The organism is Actinomyces bowdenii, assembly GCF_017592395.1.
In the GTDB taxonomy this organism is placed as follows: Bacteria; Actinomycetota; Actinomycetes; order Actinomycetales; family Actinomycetaceae; genus Actinomyces; species Actinomyces bowdenii.
Map to the genome: position 1 here is coordinate 1 of NZ_JAGFOU010000011.1, position 16,945 is coordinate 16,945.

Below are 16,945 nucleotides of genomic sequence, written 5' to 3' on the forward strand. Positions count from 1 at the left end.
GGTTCTTGGGCATCGTGGGACACTCCTAGTGATTCTTGGTCGAACAGCTGGGCTCCCACGATGCCCACCCCAGCCACCCTCGCCGGCCAGGCCCGCAGGAATTGCCACCACACTACGAGACGCACCCGTGGGTGGGGGAACACTGCTGGGGCGTGAAGAAGCGGGGTAGGCTCGCGCGTTCCGACGGCCCGTTATCTCAGAGCTTGCACGAGATTCCCCCTCTTCTGACTCAAGTGTACCGCACCGGCGCCCATGTCGCGGCAGACCTTGGGCTCACCCGCGTGGGCGGGGAATACGCAGGTCATGGGAGGGGAATCCCCGCGTGGGCGGGGAATACATCTCGCTATCGGGCATGGTCTGGCCCATGCTGGGCTCATCCCCGCGTGGGCGGGGAATACGCTACTGAGGAACCCTCGCACCAACACCACTACGGCTCATCCCCGCGTGGGCGGGGAATACCTTCCTTGGGTTGACGAAATACGGGTCGCGGGAGGCTCATCCCCGCGTGGGCGGGGAATACGGGTTCCGTTGGCGGGGGCGCAGCGCACAGGAGGGCTCATCCCCGCGTGGGCGGGGAATACATGCCCCCAACGATGTCCCGCAGCCGGGACAGGGGCTCATCCCCGCGTGGGCGGGGAATACGCCGAGGTCATCGGCGAGGGCGGCGCGGATGCCGGCTCATCCCCGCGTGGGCGGGGAATACCCAGGCCAGAAATGAAGGCCTGTGCCCGTACTGGGCTCATCCCCGCGTGGGCGGGGAATACCTCGGCATGCTCACCAACGCCCGCAGCGAGGACGGCTCATCCCCGCGTGGGCGGGGAATACTGCATTCTGGGTAGTCGCAGAACGCGCTAATGCGGCTCATCCCCGCGTGGGCGGGGAATACGAGGGGGTCACGCTGACGACGTACTGCTCGGCGGGCTCATCCCCGCGTGGGCGGGGAATACGCCCAGGTCAACGACAACGCGGTGAACGACCTCGGCTCATCCCCGCGTGGGCGGGGAATACTTCCTCCTGACGTCCCCCATGTCTTACTCCGACGGCTCATCCCCGCGTGGGCGGGGAATACGTCAAGGCCGTCCCTGCCGAGTACGGAGTCTTCGGCTCATCCCCGCGTGGGCGGGGAATACATCATCGCCCCGGCGCTGAGGGCCCTGTGGGCTGGCTCATCCCCGCGTGGGCGGGGAATACCTCAACGCGGTCGCCGGCGGAAACGCGGAAACGGGCTCATCCCCGCGTGGGCGGGGAATACGTCTCGTGGAAGGCGCTGTTGAGGTCCTTCAGGGGCTCATCCCCGCGTGGGCGGGGAATACCCCTGACGGAGATGGGCTTCAACCTCACCGAACGGCTCATCCCCGCGTGGGCGGGGAATACTCGGAGACGGTGGAGGAGCCGGCGGAGCCGATGGGCTCATCCCCGCGTGGGCGGGGAATACCTGTTGTAGATCTTGTCGCGGGTGGCGGTGCGCGGCTCATCCCCGCGTGGGCGGGGAATACGTGGATGCGGATCAGGCGTCGGGGACCGCGTCGGGCTCATCCCCGCGTGGGCGGGGAATACCCCTGAGGGCGCTCCCACGGCCCCTGAGGGCGAGGCTCATCCCCGCGTGGGCGGGGAATACTCGCTACCCGAGCACACGCTGGGCTGGGCCTGGGGCTCATCCCCGCGTGGGCGGGGAATACCGCCTGTCACCGTGTACGCCGGGCCGTGCAAACGGCTCATCCCCGCGTGGGCGGGGAATACTGCCAGCTCGTTCAGGCCCCTGGGCAGAGCCAGGGCTCATCCCCGCGTGGGCGGGGAATACGTGCTCCCATCCTCGGCCGGCTACGTCCCGATCGGCTCATCCCCGCGTGGGCGGGGAATACGGAGTCGCCTACGGCACGTCCACGACAAACAACGGCTCATCCCCGCGTGGGCGGGGAATACTGCGTGGTCTGACCCAGCACCAGCATGAACAGGGGCTCATCCCCGCGTGGGCGGGGAATACGAGAAGGACGCGAGGCCGTCGTAGCCCTCGGTGGGCTCATCCCCGCGTGGGCGGGGAATACTCTACATATGCAACGCATACCGCCAGGGCAGGGAGGCTCATCCCCGCGTGGGCGGGGAATACTCCGGCTACGTCCCGATCTTCACCCGGGACCCGGGCTCATCCCCGCGTGGGCGGGGAATACACACGGGCCGTGGGACCTGCAACCCGAAGGAGAGGCTCATCCCCGCGTGGGCGGGGAATACCTCATGGAGGAGGTGGGCGAGATTGCGCGCGCCGGCTCATCCCCGCGTGGGCGGGGAATACAAGAGATTTCGGAAATCATGCAGGCTGGTGGATGGCTCATCCCCGCGTGGGCGGGGAATACGAGAAGTCGGGGAAGTCCTACGCGGCCGCCGCGGGCTCATCCCCGCGTGGGCGGGGAATACTCACCGGCCTCCTGGGTGGAATCGCCCGCACCCGGCTCATCCCCGCGTGGGCGGGGAATACGCGTAGCCCTGGTCGTTGACCGCCGCGTTCCACGGCTCATCCCCGCGTGGGCGGGGAATACGCGTAGCCCTGGTCGTTGACCGCCGCGTTCCACGGCTCATCCCCGCGTGGGCGGGGAATACAGGGCGGAGAACCAGTTCACGGCCTCTGTGAGAGGCTCATCCCCGCGTGGGCGGGGAATACTTCGCCTGAGGCGCGAGCACCTCGGTCTCCAGCGGCTCATCCCCGCGTGGGCGGGGAATACACCGCATTTTCGATAGGCACGGCCGTGCATGGGGGCTCATCCCCGCGTGGGCGGGGAATACTTGACAAACACCACGCGGCGGTTGACCTCGAAAGGCTCATCCCCGCGTGGGCGGGGAATACCGAGTGCATCCCGCTGCCTTCGTGCCGCCACAGGGCTCATCCCCGCGTGGGCGGGGAATACCACTGCCTGAGGGTGTTATTCATGGGGGTTTGTTCGTGTCGTTAGTGGGTGCATCGGCCGTCTCGGGAGAGAATTGGGTTACCACACTCGATTCTCATGGGGAGACGGCCGATGCGTTATCAGTCTACCACGGGGCTGTGCGATGAGGATGTCGATGAGCTTGTCCGGCGTATCGGTCAGGTGCTCGAATCGCGGGGCCAGAGCCTGCTGGGCTACCGCCTGGGGCTCAGGCAGCAGGTGGAGCTGACCTTAGTTTTGGCGCGTCATAACATCTCCCAAGCCCTGGCCGCCGAGATGTACGGTATTTCTCAGCCCACTGTCTCCAGGGTCGGCAGGCGCATGGTGCCCCTGCTGACTCATGTGCTGGCCATGACTGGGATCTGCCTGGCCCAGGCCGTGGCCCAGGGCAGCCTCCTGCTCGTGGATGGCACCCCGATCCCCACTGGCAACAGGCCCGCAGCGGGCAGGCAGGTCGAGAAGGCCAACTATTCAGGTAAGCACCACGCCCAGTGCCTGAGCGTCCAGGTCGCCGCCACCACCGACGCCACTCTGGTGGCCGTCTCAGACCCAGTGCCCGGCTCACGCCACGACAGTGCCGCACTTGGCCTGTGCGGCTGGGATGAAATCCTTACCGGCGCCGATTGGATAGCGGACACCGCCTACACTACACACGGCGCGCTGACCCCTATTAAGAAGACTCGAGGAAGAGATCGCCTGGAATGGGAAAAAGAGTTCAATAGGGCTGTATCCTCCATACGCGCCGCTATTGAGCACGCCATCGCCGCATTGAAGAAATGGAAAATCCTATCCACCGGCTACCGCCACCGCCTGGCAGAACTCCCCAGCATCATCACTCTGGTCACCAAACTCGAACTCTACAGAACGGGCTGGTAAACCCCCACATGAATAACACCCTGACCAACGCCATCATCGGCGTGGAGGGCTCATCCCCGCGTGGGCGGGGAATACTCGACGTGATTCCCAGCATGGCAACCCAGAGGAGGCTCATCCCCGCGTGGGCGGGGAATACAGAAAGACGCATATTCTCACCCGCTTTACAGGCGGCTCATCCCCGCGTGGGCGGGGAATACCGATTGGGTCATGCCCGCAGCAGATGGGGACGGGGCTCATCCCCGCGTGGGCGGGGAATACGTGTTCCTCTCAGAGTCCGTTGGTGATCGCGTCGGCTCATCCCCGCGTGGGCGGGGAATACTCGATCGAGGAGACGGTGGGCGCCCTGGCGGCCGGCTCATCCCCGCGTGGGCGGGGAATACCCGCACGCTTTTCTGACCGTCAGAGACGCGAAGGGCTCATCCCCGCGTGGGCGGGGAATACCAACGTGACGGTGGGTGCGCAATGAGTCACCGTGGCTCATCCCCGCGTGGGCGGGGAATACAAGTCAATCTGCCGACTCACGGGCGGGGAACAGGCTCATCCCCGCGTGGGCGGGGAATACCCGATGGACTCGATGACCGTGGCGATGGCCTTCGGCTCATCCCCGCGTGGGCGGGGAATACGACGGCGTTCACCACGGCGTCGATACCCCGGAAGGCTCATCCCCGCGTGGGCGGGGAATACGCGGGTCTGGTGGGGTCCGACGCGGGCACGTCGGGCTCATCCCCGCGTGGGCGGGGAATACGCTCCGCCCTTTGCCGAGAACGATGAGGTCGACGGCTCATCCCCGCGTGGGCGGGGAATACGGGGCCGTGGCCCGGGCCGACCTGCTCAACAACGGCTCATCCCCGCGTGGGCGGGGAATACTACTTCAGCCCGTTCACCTACAGGCGCCCCCCGGCTCATCCCCGCGTGGGCGGGGAATACACTGACCATGGACCACATCGCCTTTGACATGGGGGCTCATCCCCGCGTGGGCGGGGAATACCATTTGGTCAGCGTGTGTGAGATGAATTGGGCCGGCTCATCCCCGCGTGGGCGGGGAATACTAGCATCACCTCGCATAGGTGTATCGAACAGGAGGCTCATCCCCGCGTGGGCGGGGAATACCAGCGTGGCGAGTTCGTCGGTGGTCATGGCGCGGGCTCATCCCCGCGTGGGCGGGGAATACTTGCGCACGTCATATCCGGCCTCCCGGAGGGCCGGCTCATCCCCGCGTGGGCGGGGAATACATTTTGGCCGCTGGAGAGCCTGAGGTGAGCGTTGGCTCATCCCCGCGTGGGCGGGGAATACCTACTGACACAAATCCCTACCACTACCGCGTCAGGCTCATCCCCGCGTGGGCGGGGAATACACCGTGCTCATGAGCGCCAAGGAGCCCATCAGGGGCTCATCCCCGCGTGGGCGGGGAATACCCGCCTCGGTACCCGCATAGGGGTGCGCCCGCGGGCTCATCCCCGCGTGGGCGGGGAATACGTGAGGAGTCGGTAGTACTGGGGCAAGGGGGTTGGCTCATCCCCGCGTGGGCGGGGAATACTCCCCGGGCACCGGGGACCCGACGGGCACCGAGGGCTCATCCCCGCGTGGGCGGGGAATACCGGAGGGACTTGGCGGCCTCGGAGAAAGCGGCCGGCTCATCCCCGCGTGGGCGGGGAATACCCCAATCGATCCTGCCCCTCATCCAGATCCCGGGGCTCATCCCCGCGTGGGCGGGGAATACCGGTACGCCCAGCGCGGCGGCAAGCCGCTGAACGGCTCATCCCCGCGTGGGCGGGGAATACCAGTTCGGCCGCTAGGGCGCCGTCTATGGTGGCGGCTCATCCCCGCGTGGGCGGGGAATACTAGTAGGTCCCCCTCATGGATGGGGTCGCCGCAGGCTCATCCCCGCGTGGGCGGGGAATACGGCGTCGCTTACGGTACGTCCGCGACCAGCAACGGCTCATCCCCGCGTGGGCGGGGAATACGTCGGGGCCGGCGCAAGGTGACTCAGGAGGCCGGGCTCATCCCCGCGTGGGCGGGGAATACACCTGGCTGGCCGATGCCTGGCGGGCCAAGGGCGGCTCATCCCCGCGTGGGCGGGGAATACTACAGGCTCAGCATGACCCGGTCGAAGGTAGCGGGCTCATCCCCGCGTGGGCGGGGAATACCGCCAGGTCGTTCAGGCCCCGGGGCAGGGCCAGGGCTCATCCCCGCGTGGGCGGGGAATACCGGGGTTGACTCCCAGAGCGCTCCGGCCCTACCGGCTCATCCCCGCGTGGGCGGGGAATACCGCTGGATCTCGCTCAGGCGGCCTCCCGGAGCCGGCTCATCCCCGCGTGGGCGGGGAATACTGGAGGCCGCCGGGGTTCGGCTCCACGCTTCGAGGCTCATCCCCGCGTGGGCGGGGAATACTCGCCGGCGTCAACTGCAGGGGACTGGGGTGTGGGCTCATCCCCGCGTGGGCGGGGAATACCCTCCAAGGCGGCGAAGGCCGCCATGGATCAACGGCTCATCCCCGCGTGGGCGGGGAATACGCCTCGGTGGTGATGTCCAAGTTGGAGCCATTCGGCTCATCCCCGCGTGGGCGGGGAATACGCTGGAGAGAAGGCCAAGGACTCAGCGGGTGGGGGCTCATCCCCGCGTGGGCGGGGAATACAGTCAACACTGAGGCGGTCCAGGTCTCTGCCCCGGCTCATCCCCGCGTGGGCGGGGAATACTGAAGGCCGTCGTGTCGGCCCTGAGCGTGACCGGCTCATCCCCGCGTGGGCGGGGAATACTTCTCGCGGCCCGCCTCGGTGGTGATGTCCAAGTGGCTCATCCCCGCGTGGGCGGGGAATACATGGTGATGGTGCGCTCGGCCCGCAGGGCGCGCGGCTCATCCCCGCGTGGGCGGGGAATACTGGGCACAGAGTGTTCCCAATTGGCCTATCCTGGGCTCATCCCCGCGTGGGCGGGGAATACATCGCAAGTTCGTCAGTGGTCATGGCGCGCTCGGGCTCATCCCCGCGTGGGCGGGGAATACCCACGAGCGCGGCGGCGCTGGTGTCTCCTCCTGGGCTCATCCCCGCGTGGGCGGGGAATACAGCGTGGGGCGCTTACCCTCGATGGCCAGGTAGGGCTCATCCCCGCGTGGGCGGGGAATACGCCAGGCTGAGGCCGCGCTTGCCCCGGCGCCCGGGCTCATCCCCGCGTGGGCGGGGAATACGCCGACCCGTCGCACACGCGGGAGGATGAGACCGGCTCATCCCCGCGTGGGCGGGGAATACCAGATACCGCAACTTCGATACGCTTCCTCGGTGGGCTCATCCCCGCGTGGGCGGGGAATACCCTGAGGTGGCGTCGCGAGAATCCGCAGCAGTCGGCTCATCCCCGCGTGGGCGGGGAATACCAGAACATGCTTTCGGCCGCTCAGTCAGTGGACGGCTCATCCCCGCGTGGGCGGGGAATACCTGGGCGCGGTCGCCCAGAGCGTGGGGGCGAAGGGCTCATCCCCGCGTGGGCGGGGAATACGGGCCTGAGAGGGGGTCGCCGATGCTGCCGTCGGGCTCATCCCCGCGTGGGCGGGGAATACGAGTCCCTGGCCGACGAGAAGGGGCGAATCCCCGGCTCATCCCCGCGTGGGCGGGGAATACAAGATCGAGAAGGGGCAGGCGCTCCTCGGCGACGGCTCATCCCCGCGTGGGCGGGGAATACCCTACGTGCAACTGGTCCCCTCCCTGAAGGGCGGGCTCATCCCCGCGTGGGCGGGGAATACCCTCGCCCACACCCTCCGCCATGGAGAGCGCGGGGCTCATCCCCGCGTGGGCGGGGAATACTGCCAGTGGGTCACCGGGCTCGTCGAGGGCCCCGGCTCATCCCCGCGTGGGCGGGGAATACCTCCCGGTAGGTGTGGGCGGATGACCTGATGAGGGCTCATCCCCGCGTGGGCGGGGAATACTCGTTCACCCACCCCAGGACCGGGTTGATCGCGGGCTCATCCCCGCGTGGGCGGGGAATACAAGCTTCAGCCCTCCATCCGCAAGGTCACTTCCGGCTCATCCCCGCGTGGGCGGGGAATACACCGCATGGTCCTCCCAGAAGGCGCGCGCCAACGGCTCATCCCCGCGTGGGCGGGGAATACGAGACAGCCGCGTCCGCGATGACGCAGTTCAAGGGCTCATCCCCGCGTGGGCGGGGAATACCCGTCCAACCGCTCGAGTCGCGTGGACATCGAGGGCTCATCCCCGCGTGGGCGGGGAATACAAGTCTGTGATCTTGCCCTTCGCGTTGGCCGCGGGCTCATCCCCGCGTGGGCGGGGAATACGCCCTGGAGCGGCTGGACCTGCTCCACCGGGAGGGCTCATCCCCGCGTGGGCGGGGAATACTCTCCAACCCCGCTATAGAATATGGTGTACGTAGGCTCATCCCCGCGTGGGCGGGGAATACATGGTGTCCTCCTGGTCGGTGGTGGTGGTGGGGGGCTCATCCCCGCGTGGGCGGGGAATACTAGCCGGCGTAGATAGTGATGTGCACCTCGTCGGGCTCATCCCCGCGTGGGCGGGGAATACTCATGGGGCTGCGCGCTGCTCAGCGCTGGGGCCGGCTCATCCCCGCGTGGGCGGGGAATACAATTCTCTTCCGCGAAGGCCCGGAATCCCCCGTGGCTCATCCCCGCGTGGGCGGGGAATACCAGGAGGCCCAGGGCCCCACCAGGGACACGGCCGGCTCATCCCCGCGTGGGCGGGGAATACTTGCGCAAGTCCTCCATCTTGTCGCGCGTGTCCGGCTCATCCCCGCGTGGGCGGGGAATACGTGCTGTTCAACGCCCTGAAGCAGTCCGAGGCGGGCTCATCCCCGCGTGGGCGGGGAATACGGGACCGATAACTACGCACCCAGCATCCCCCACGGCTCATCCCCGCGTGGGCGGGGAATACGCCGAACTGTTCGAGGACTTCCTCTCCCGCCTGGGCTCATCCCCGCGTGGGCGGGGAATACACGGACGCCCAGTGCGGTAACTGCGGCGTGCCCGGCTCATCCCCGCGTGGGCGGGGAATACATATGCCAGGACAACAGTCATTCTCGCCCCTCCGGCTCATCCCCGCGTGGGCGGGGAATACGCCGTACTCCTCCTGCCAGGCGCGCAGCATCTCGGCTCATCCCCGCGTGGGCGGGGAATACCTGTACTGCTGGCGAAGCGCATTCCTATGCCGCGGCTCATCCCCGCGTGGGCGGGGAATACTCCATGAGGAGGTTGCCGCCCTGAAGGCAGAGGGGCTCATCCCCGCGTGGGCGGGGAATACATTCGGTACTGACTACCTCGTAGTCGATGGTGAGGCTCATCCCCGCGTGGGCGGGGAATACGCTAAAGGAATTAACTGGATGAGGGCGGTGCGCGGCTCATCCCCGCGTGGGCGGGGAATACCCGCCAATGCGGCCTCGCAGATCGCCCAGCACCGGCTCATCCCCGCGTGGGCGGGGAATACGTGCGCCGGTCTGCTGACACTGTTGCTGGGGCCGGCTCATCCCCGCGTGGGCGGGGAATACCCGGGGGACTGGGAGGCTGCCCAGCGCCGGTGCGGCTCATCCCCGCGTGGGCGGGGAATACTAGTCGCGGGCCGGGCCGACGGTGGGCTCAGCCGGCTCATCCCCGCGTGGGCGGGGAATACCCCTCTACGGCCGACCCGACCTCCAGGCAGATGGGCTCATCCCCGCGTGGGCGGGGAATACTCCTGGCGCTTCTCCTGAATGTCCAGCAGGGCCGGCTCATCCCCGCGTGGGCGGGGAATACTTTCGGCGAGTTTCCGCGGCTGTCGGCTTGTGGGGCTCATCCCCGCGTGGGCGGGGAATACTGTCTGGCTAGCGATCCACTCGCCGGCGATGGCCGGCTCATCCCCGCGTGGGCGGGGAATACCGGGGAGTGCTGTTCCTTGACTGCGAGACCTACGGCTCATCCCCGCGTGGGCGGGGAATACAGACGGGTCTCATTCGAGATGATCTTAACCGCGGGCTCATCCCCGCGTGGGCGGGGAATACAAGGAGATCGGCCTGCTGAACGAGGACGGCCTGGGCTCATCCCCGCGTGGGCGGGGAATACAAGATGAACGGCCATGAGACCTGCCCGGTGGGCGGCTCATCCCCGCGTGGGCGGGGAATACCTGTCCACATCCGGTGGGTCCCAGGTGTCGGGGGGCTCATCCCCGCGTGGGCGGGGAATACGCGCCGTAGGGCGCTCCGGTGGCGCCGAGACCGGGCTCATCCCCGCGTGGGCGGGGAATACTCGATGGTAAGGCGGGTCTCGTTAGAGACGATCGGCTCATCCCCGCGTGGGCGGGGAATACCGGGGGCCAAGGCCGAGGCGGCGCTGAAGATGGGGCTCATCCCCGCGTGGGCGGGGAATACAAGCGGCGAATGAGCGAGGGGCCGGCGGAGTCCGGCTCATCCCCGCGTGGGCGGGGAATACGCTGCTACTGGCTATGCTGCTGCTGGCCTGGCCGGCTCATCCCCGCGTGGGCGGGGAATACCTAATGGCTCTTGCGAGTTTGTCGAGGTCGGGCGGCTCATCCCCGCGTGGGCGGGGAATACATGGAGCACAGTCCCTCGATGCTGAGAAGGTACGGCTCATCCCCGCGTGGGCGGGGAATACGGTGATGGAGCCGATCAAATCCCGCAACCCATAGGCTCATCCCCGCGTGGGCGGGGAATACGGCGCCCTTCGAATGAGGGGGCGCCCCAAAGCGGGCTCATCCCCGCGTGGGCGGGGAATACGTAAGCGCCAGTTCGGGAATTGCACCAATCTGCGGCTCATCCCCGCGTGGGCGGGGAATACGCGATCGAGTGGGTTCTGCCGTACGTTGAGGCGGGCTCATCCCCGCGTGGGCGGGGAATACAGTGAACACCGAGGCTGTCCAGGTAGCCGCCCCGGCTCATCCCCGCGTGGGCGGGGAATACGGAAGCCCACTGCCGCCGAGCTCAACAAGGGCGGGCTCATCCCCGCGTGGGCGGGGAATACGGACAGCCCGAGGTGATCGCAGAGGATCGCAAGGGCTCATCCCCGCGTGGGCGGGGAATACGGGGGCCGAGCCCTATACTAGGGCATATGAGTCGGCTCATCCCCGCGTGGGCGGGGAATACCCCGGCCGCGTCCGAGGCAGCCCGTCTCGTGGTGGCTCATCCCCGCGTGGGCGGGGAATACAGGGCCCTGATCCGCTCCAGCCCCTCCTCGGCGGGCTCATCCCCGCGTGGGCGGGGAATACGACGGCGTGAAGGGCGAGGCCACCATCGCTGTCGGCTCATCCCCGCGTGGGCGGGGAATACGCCATACAAGGGCTATCGCTGGCCGCTGTCGGCGGCTCATCCCCGCGTGGGCGGGGAATACAAGGTCGAGCTGTACTGCAACACGGGGAAGCTGGGCTCATCCCCGCGTGGGCGGGGAATACCCCACCAACCGCCAGAACCGCGCGGACATCGAGGGCTCATCCCCGCGTGGGCGGGGAATACTGCCCCTGGCGCTGGCCATGGCTCCGAGGTGGAGGCTCATCCCCGCGTGGGCGGGGAATACAGCGGTGCGTCCTCGGCGCCCGACGGGTCCGGCGGCTCATCCCCGCGTGGGCGGGGAATACTCGACCACCGACTGATCCTCCAACTTCTGCGCGGGCTCATCCCCGCGTGGGCGGGGAATACACCTCGGGGGCCGCCTCCCGCGTCAGCGGAGCAGGCTCATCCCCGCGTGGGCGGGGAATACCTTGCTTGGGTTCTGGAGCTTCTGGAGCATAGTCTGGCTCATCCCCGCGTGGGCGGGGAATACGCGGCGTCGATATCGGCAAGCCCATCCTTGAACGGCTCATCCCCGCGTGGGCGGGGAATACGTGGGCTTCGTCTTCAGCGCGACGAGCGCGATGGGCTCATCCCCGCGTGGGCGGGGAATACAAGCCCGACCCGGTTATGGTCGGGCGCCGCATGGGCTCATCCCCGCGTGGGCGGGGAATACCCTCCGGGGCGGCCGGGAAGGCCATGCGGGCAGGGCTCATCCCCGCGTGGGCGGGGAATACCCTTCACCGGCGCTGTGACGCGCGTTATGGCCAGGCTCATCCCCGCGTGGGCGGGGAATACTAGAAGCAATCGACGACGCTCTGGTCCTCGAGCGGCTCATCCCCGCGTGGGCGGGGAATACTGGGACATGTCCGACGGCGACAACCACAAGGCCGGCTCATCCCCGCGTGGGCGGGGAATACCTCACAAGAATGCGCACGAATCGGCCGGGGCTCGGCTCATCCCCGCGTGGGCGGGGAATACTAGTCGCGGGCCGGGCCGACAACGGGCTCGGCCGGCTCATCCCCGCGTGGGCGGGGAATACATCATCGGCCTTCGGCTCATCGGCCTTCGGCTCGGCTCATCCCCGCGTGGGCGGGGAATACTACCCAGTCTCCGCGAAGAATGATCTGTCCGCAGGCTCATCCCCGCGTGGGCGGGGAATACGACGCTGAGGATGTTAGCGCGCCAGAACTCATCGGCTCATCCCCGCGTGGGCGGGGAATACACCAGTTGTTCTCGAACCCCAGATTCCCCCGGAGGCTCATCCCCGCGTGGGCGGGGAATACGTTGAGACTTTCGGCGGGCGCCTGACCGAGAACGGCTCATCCCCGCGTGGGCGGGGAATACGACAAGCAGGGCCGCTTCCTGGGCTCCGGCCTCGGCTCATCCCCGCGTGGGCGGGGAATACGGTCAGGCAGCCACCTTCGTGACCACGATGTCCGGCTCATCCCCGCGTGGGCGGGGAATACCGTCACGTGCACTCGCGCCTGGAGCGGGCAGGCGGCTCATCCCCGCGTGGGCGGGGAATACTTCAGCGTCTGGGGCACGACGAATGACGAGAACGGCTCATCCCCGCGTGGGCGGGGAATACAGAAGAGCCCCGGAGCACGATGCTCCGGGGCTCGGCTCATCCCCGCGTGGGCGGGGAATACGCCGGCCTGCCCGCGGAGTAGTTGAGGGATTGCGGCTCATCCCCGCGTGGGCGGGGAATACTCAAGACATGGGGCTACGCCTACCCTGCTCACAGGCTCATCCCCGCGTGGGCGGGGAATACGATCATCTTCATGATCAACTCCTTTCGGATAGGGGCTCATCCCCGCGTGGGCGGGGAATACTCGGTGACCGGCACGTTCACCGCGGACGTCGTGGGCTCATCCCCGCGTGGGCGGGGAATACCCGACCAGCGAAGTGACCTACGAGCTCCTGGGGGGCTCATCCCCGCGTGGGCGGGGAATACACTTGCTGACCTGCGAGTCTACCCGGGATCCGACTCGTTCTGGTACGACTTGGTCGTGGCGGGACGTGGCGCTGCCCACCGGGGCCGCCGGGAGCGCTGCTGGGCGCGGGCAGTGCTCCAGCCCGTGCGCCGCACCTGCTTCGTCGGCTGGGTCGGCCTGCGGAGCAGTAGCATGCCATCGCAGTCCACCGGCTCCCACTCGTGGTTATGAGTCCGGTAGGAGAATCCCTGCTCAGTGGCGGCGCTGAAGATCAGCAGTGCCCGGCCGTCCTTGCACAGCGCCACAGTCCGCTCCCACAACTGATCGCGCACGCGTGCGCTCACCCGCCCGACGAACACGCCGGGGCTGATCTCCAGCAGCCACTTCGTCAGGTCGCCCCGCAGCCCCGCCGGGCAGGCGCTGAGCACCAAGGTCATCATTCCGGCTCAGCCTCCGCGTAGTTCACGCCACTGCTCACCGTGCCCAACTCGGACCACAGCACCAGGTCGCCCACATCCGGCGCCTCCAGGTCATCGACCTGAAGCAGCTCGCACACATCTCTCACCATCCGGGGCAGGAGTCGCTCGGCCACAACGGCGTCGCGCACGCGACGACGGGCAGCCGCCTCCGGATCCTCCCCGCCAGCAGCGACGGACTCGAAGGCAGCGGGGATCGCGATCTCGGCCTTGTAGAGATCGGCGACATCATAGACGAACGCCCGATCCGTCCCCTGGTGGACGAAGCCCAGGGACGGCACGCACCCCAGAGACACCACCACAGCATGCGTCACCCCGTACAGGCAGGCATTGGCCGAGGTCAACGCCTTGTTGATCGGGTCGCTCGCCTCGAAGTCCTCCACCTGGTAATTGCGCCGGTCCCACTCCACCCCGGTGCGCCGGGACAGGTCCCGGTACACCCGCTTCATCCTCGCCCCTTCCCGGCCCCGGAGCTGGGACATCGTCAGCGTACTGACATCCTCGCCCGCGAAGCGCATGCAGTACATGGCGCGCGCCACCTCCAGGCGCGAGCGCTGATTGGTCACCAGCCGGGCCTGGGCCATCGCCATGTGAGAGGACTTCGCCAGCGGCCGGCCATGGGCGTAGTAGCGCACACCCATCTCACCGGTCCACACCGTCGTCACACCGGCATCGCCAAGCAGTCGCATGGCCCCGTGAGTGACCCGGGTGCCCGGCCCCAGCAGCAGCGCACCAAGCGTTGCTGCTGGGGCGTGCACCACGCCCCGCTGATCGGTGAGGGTCAGCGCGTTGGCGTCGCGGTGCACTGTGCAGTGCTCCGCGTACAGGAAGGACAAGCGGTCCTCCACCCTGACCAGCTCCTTGCGCTCCGGAGGCGGAGCGCCCTTCGGCGCGGCCATGGGTCACAGCCCTGAGCGCGCCAGGGTCAGCAGCCCGCAGCCATAGGCCTTGCCGCGTCCGATGCCGTTGATGAGTGCCGAGCGCAGCAAATCCGGGTTGGTCACCCGCAGGACGCCGTCGAACTGCGCCTGGCGGAGAGTGACGCGGCCGCGCCTGTCATGCCTGGGGTCATAGCGGCCGAAGCGCAGGTCCCTGCGCTCCGTGACAGCCACCCGGTGCACGACCACCTCCTCACCGCCGTCGGGGGGAGTCGCGGCATCGGAGAGCACCTCGAAGCCGTTGCGCCCACCCCTGTCCACCAGCCACTGCGTCTGCTGGGCCACCGTGACATGAGGCAGGACCTTGCCCCTCGGGCCCTGGGCATGGGGCTGGCTGCATACCGGATTGGCCCGCAGCCTGAAGGCCCACTCCTGCCCCGTGCGCAGCCCATCGAGCATCGGCCGATAATCCGCCACCTGGGCCGGGCGCGTCACCCAGCCCGCGCGCTCCACCAGTTCGGCGGCGTCGGGGACCTCCGGTGAGACCACGTAGAGCAGATGGGTGTGGGCGCCTGAGGAATCCACCCGCCACAGCACCCGTCCCTCATCGGCGCGGAGATCCGGCGGGAAGAGCGCCCGCACCGCCGCGTGCATCGCCTGCGGGTTGAGCAGCAGGTCGCGACCCTGCCGCTTACCCGGATTGATCATGACTCGTGTGAAGGTCGTCATGCGGACACCACCGTGGAGAAGAACGGGTCCGGCACGGCCGAGCCCTCAGGATTACTGACCTCAACGGGATCCGCGGCGACGACGTCGCGCCACCCGTAATCCCGGCGCGCCGGGTCGAAGCTCAGGGGCACATCCCGACGGCGGGCATAGGCCGGCTCCTGCTCACCGGGCAGCCGGTCGCGGAAGACCGGCAGGCTCATCTGCTGGGGCACACTGCGGCGGTAGTCCGGCGAGGCATGCCATGGCTCGGCCCGCAGAGCCTCATCGACGTCGCCCTCGCGCACCCCGATGAGAAGATCCGGGCCCGCCGGGCAGGAGCGCCGCCCCAGGAACAGGGGGAACCGCGGACGGCGCAGAGCACCCTCCAAGGCCTCCAGCAGAGGCGGCTCCCCACCCACAGCGGCCACGAAGACCGCATCGGTGAGGTAGTAGCGGCTCACCAGTGCCAGCGGGGTGGTCTCGCCCTTCTGCCAGGCCGTGGAGGTCTGGAAGTCCTTGAGGACGCGCCCCGGCTGATCCACGCGCACTCCGAAGGACAGTCGGGCCAGATCCTCCACGGGATCCGCGCGCCGGCGGCCCTGGGCGGCCGCCAGCAGCCCCAGCACCCCCGACTTGCTCGGATACGCCTGGGTCCCCCGCACCGTGTAGCGGCTGTCATCGCCCCAGGACTGCAGGGGGCCCCGCAGCAGGAGCAGCAGCGAGCGGCTCACGCCCCCTGCTCCTCACTCAGCCTCTGGCGCACCACCGCGGTCACACGGTCGATGAGCTCCGAAAGCCTGACCGACTCGCCCAGTCCCCCCATTTCCTCTCCCAGATCACTCAGGGACAGGACGAAGGAGGCCAGGGGCTCCATCTCGTAGACCTCGGCGACCGAGCGGGCCTCCTGGGCCAGGGCCCGGGCCGCTGCGCGCCGCCGGCTCGTGCCCTCATCCCCGCGCACCGGCCTCTCGAAGGCGTTGACCAGCGAGACCGGCCGGTCCTCGCGCACCGTGACGTACACCAGTTCGGGAAGGGTGTTGTTGGCGAAGGTGTTGAGCTTGCCCGTGGGCAGGGAGCGGATGAAGCTGCGCAGGAAGCTGCCGGCAGCCGTGACCGCCGCCTGCGCATCATCCCCAAGATTCTCCCGCAGGGACAGCACATCGATGGTGGCGAAGCGGTACAGGGTGGAGGACATCATCTGAACCGTCCCGATCATCCCCGCGCCGGTCTCCTCGCCGCCCCTGTCAACCTCGTCATCCACGGCGGTGAAGTAGTCGAACTCGGGCTCGGACTCGTGCACGCCAATGGCATGGGCGACCTGGACGGCGGCATCCACGTTGTACTCCGGGGCGTCGGCCACCATCCGGCCGAACATGGCCACATCGATGCTGTGGCCCTGGTCGAGGATCTCCTTGGCCTGCTTCTTGGAGGGGGCCTTGCCCGCATTGTCCAGGATGAACCGGGCGGCCTGTTCCACCTGCCCAGTGGACAGGAAGAGAAGGTAGCCGGTCTCCGGGGCGCGGGGATCCTCACCCTCGCGCACCTTGGGCTCCACGGTCTTGATCCCGGCGGCCTTGAAGACCGCCTCGGCGGCCTTCTCCGCCGCCGCGCGGTCATAGCCCCCATCCAGCTCGCACACGCGCGTGGCCACCAGGTCCACCACGCGCTTGGAGCGGGTGCCCAGATCCTCCTTGCTGAGGTAGGTCTCGAAGTCCTTGCGGATCGCCCGCTTCCAGGCCTGGGAGGACACGCGCTGGCGCAGCACCCCGCCGAAGATCGCGGACTTGGGCGCTCCGGTGTCGTCGCGGTTGATATTGCTGGGGGGCAGGGACTGCAGGGCGTGGATGTCGATGGTCAGGGTCATGAGGGAATCATCCTTTCGA

The 16,945-nt window shown here is 68.2% G+C and carries 6 protein-coding genes and 2 CRISPR repeat arrays; of the genes, 1 reads left to right on the top strand and 5 read right to left on the bottom strand.

What is annotated here, in order from left to right:
- The first annotated feature begins 309 nt into the window (after window positions 1-309).
- Window positions 310-2,901: direct repeats of the CRISPR family, unit length 28 nt; unit sequence GGCTCATCCCCGCGTGGGCGGGGAATAC.
- 110 nt (window positions 2,902-3,011) lie between these two features.
- Window positions 3,012-3,794 (top strand): transposase family protein, encoded by a 783-nt coding sequence (locus J5X07_RS06210; RefSeq protein ID WP_208479030.1) that lies wholly within the window; start codon window positions 3,012-3,014, stop codon window positions 3,792-3,794.
- A 47-nt stretch (window positions 3,795-3,841) separates the two neighbouring features.
- Window positions 3,842-13,020: a CRISPR direct-repeat array (repeat unit 28 nt; unit sequence GGCTCATCCCCGCGTGGGCGGGGAATAC).
- An 18-nt stretch (window positions 13,021-13,038) separates the two neighbouring features.
- On the opposite strand, the gene cas2e is transcribed toward J5X07_RS06210, so the two are convergent.
- Genes cas2e through cas7e form a run of 5 tightly spaced genes read right to left on the bottom strand, consistent with a single transcriptional unit; the run spans window position 13,039 to window position 16,926 of the window.
- The gene (cas2e, locus tag J5X07_RS06215; RefSeq protein WP_208479031.1) at window positions 13,039-13,440 is read right to left on the bottom strand and encodes a type I-E CRISPR-associated endoribonuclease Cas2e; all 402 of its coding nucleotides are present in this window, start codon (window positions 13,438-13,440) and stop codon (window positions 13,039-13,041) included.
- Complete coding sequence (gene cas1e, locus J5X07_RS06220) at window positions 13,437-14,375, bottom strand: type I-E CRISPR-associated endonuclease Cas1e (RefSeq protein ID WP_124934539.1); 939 nt, start codon at window positions 14,373-14,375, stop codon at window positions 13,437-13,439. The genes cas2e and cas1e overlap by 4 nt, the downstream gene beginning before the upstream one ends.
- A 3-nt stretch (window positions 14,376-14,378) precedes the next feature.
- Window positions 14,379-15,083 carry a type I-E CRISPR-associated protein Cas6/Cse3/CasE gene (gene cas6e, locus J5X07_RS06225; protein ID WP_124934538.1) on the bottom strand — a complete coding sequence of 235 codons (705 nt, stop codon included), beginning with the start codon at window positions 15,081-15,083 and terminating at the stop codon, window positions 14,379-14,381.
- A complete protein-coding gene (gene cas5e / locus J5X07_RS06230) occupies window positions 15,080-15,793 on the bottom strand; it encodes a type I-E CRISPR-associated protein Cas5/CasD (protein ID WP_124934537.1) in 714 nt (237 codons plus the stop codon). Before cas5e ends, cas6e begins: the two co-directional genes overlap by 4 nt.
- Window positions 15,790-16,926, bottom strand: a complete 1,137-nt coding sequence (gene cas7e, locus J5X07_RS06235; protein WP_124934536.1) for a type I-E CRISPR-associated protein Cas7/Cse4/CasC — start codon at window positions 16,924-16,926, stop codon at window positions 15,790-15,792. The genes cas5e and cas7e overlap by 4 nt, the downstream gene beginning before the upstream one ends.
- Window positions 16,927-16,945: the final 19 nt, after the last annotated feature.

Bases quoted from the DNA above. Each gene is read 5' to 3' on its own strand.
- J5X07_RS06210 (WP_208479030.1), top strand. From the start codon at position 3,012: ATGCGTTATCAGTCTACCACGGGGCTGTGCGATGAGGATGTCGATGAG.
- cas6e (WP_124934538.1), bottom strand. From the start codon at position 15,083: ATGACGACCTTCACACGAGTCATGATCAATCCGGGTAAGCGGCAGGGT.
- cas2e (WP_208479031.1), bottom strand. From the start codon at position 13,440: ATGATGACCTTGGTGCTCAGCGCCTGCCCGGCGGGGCTGCGGGGCGAC.
- cas7e (WP_124934536.1), bottom strand. From the start codon at position 16,926: ATGACCCTGACCATCGACATCCACGCCCTGCAGTCCCTGCCCCCCAGC.
- cas1e (WP_124934539.1), bottom strand. From the start codon at position 14,375: ATGGCCGCGCCGAAGGGCGCTCCGCCTCCGGAGCGCAAGGAGCTGGTC.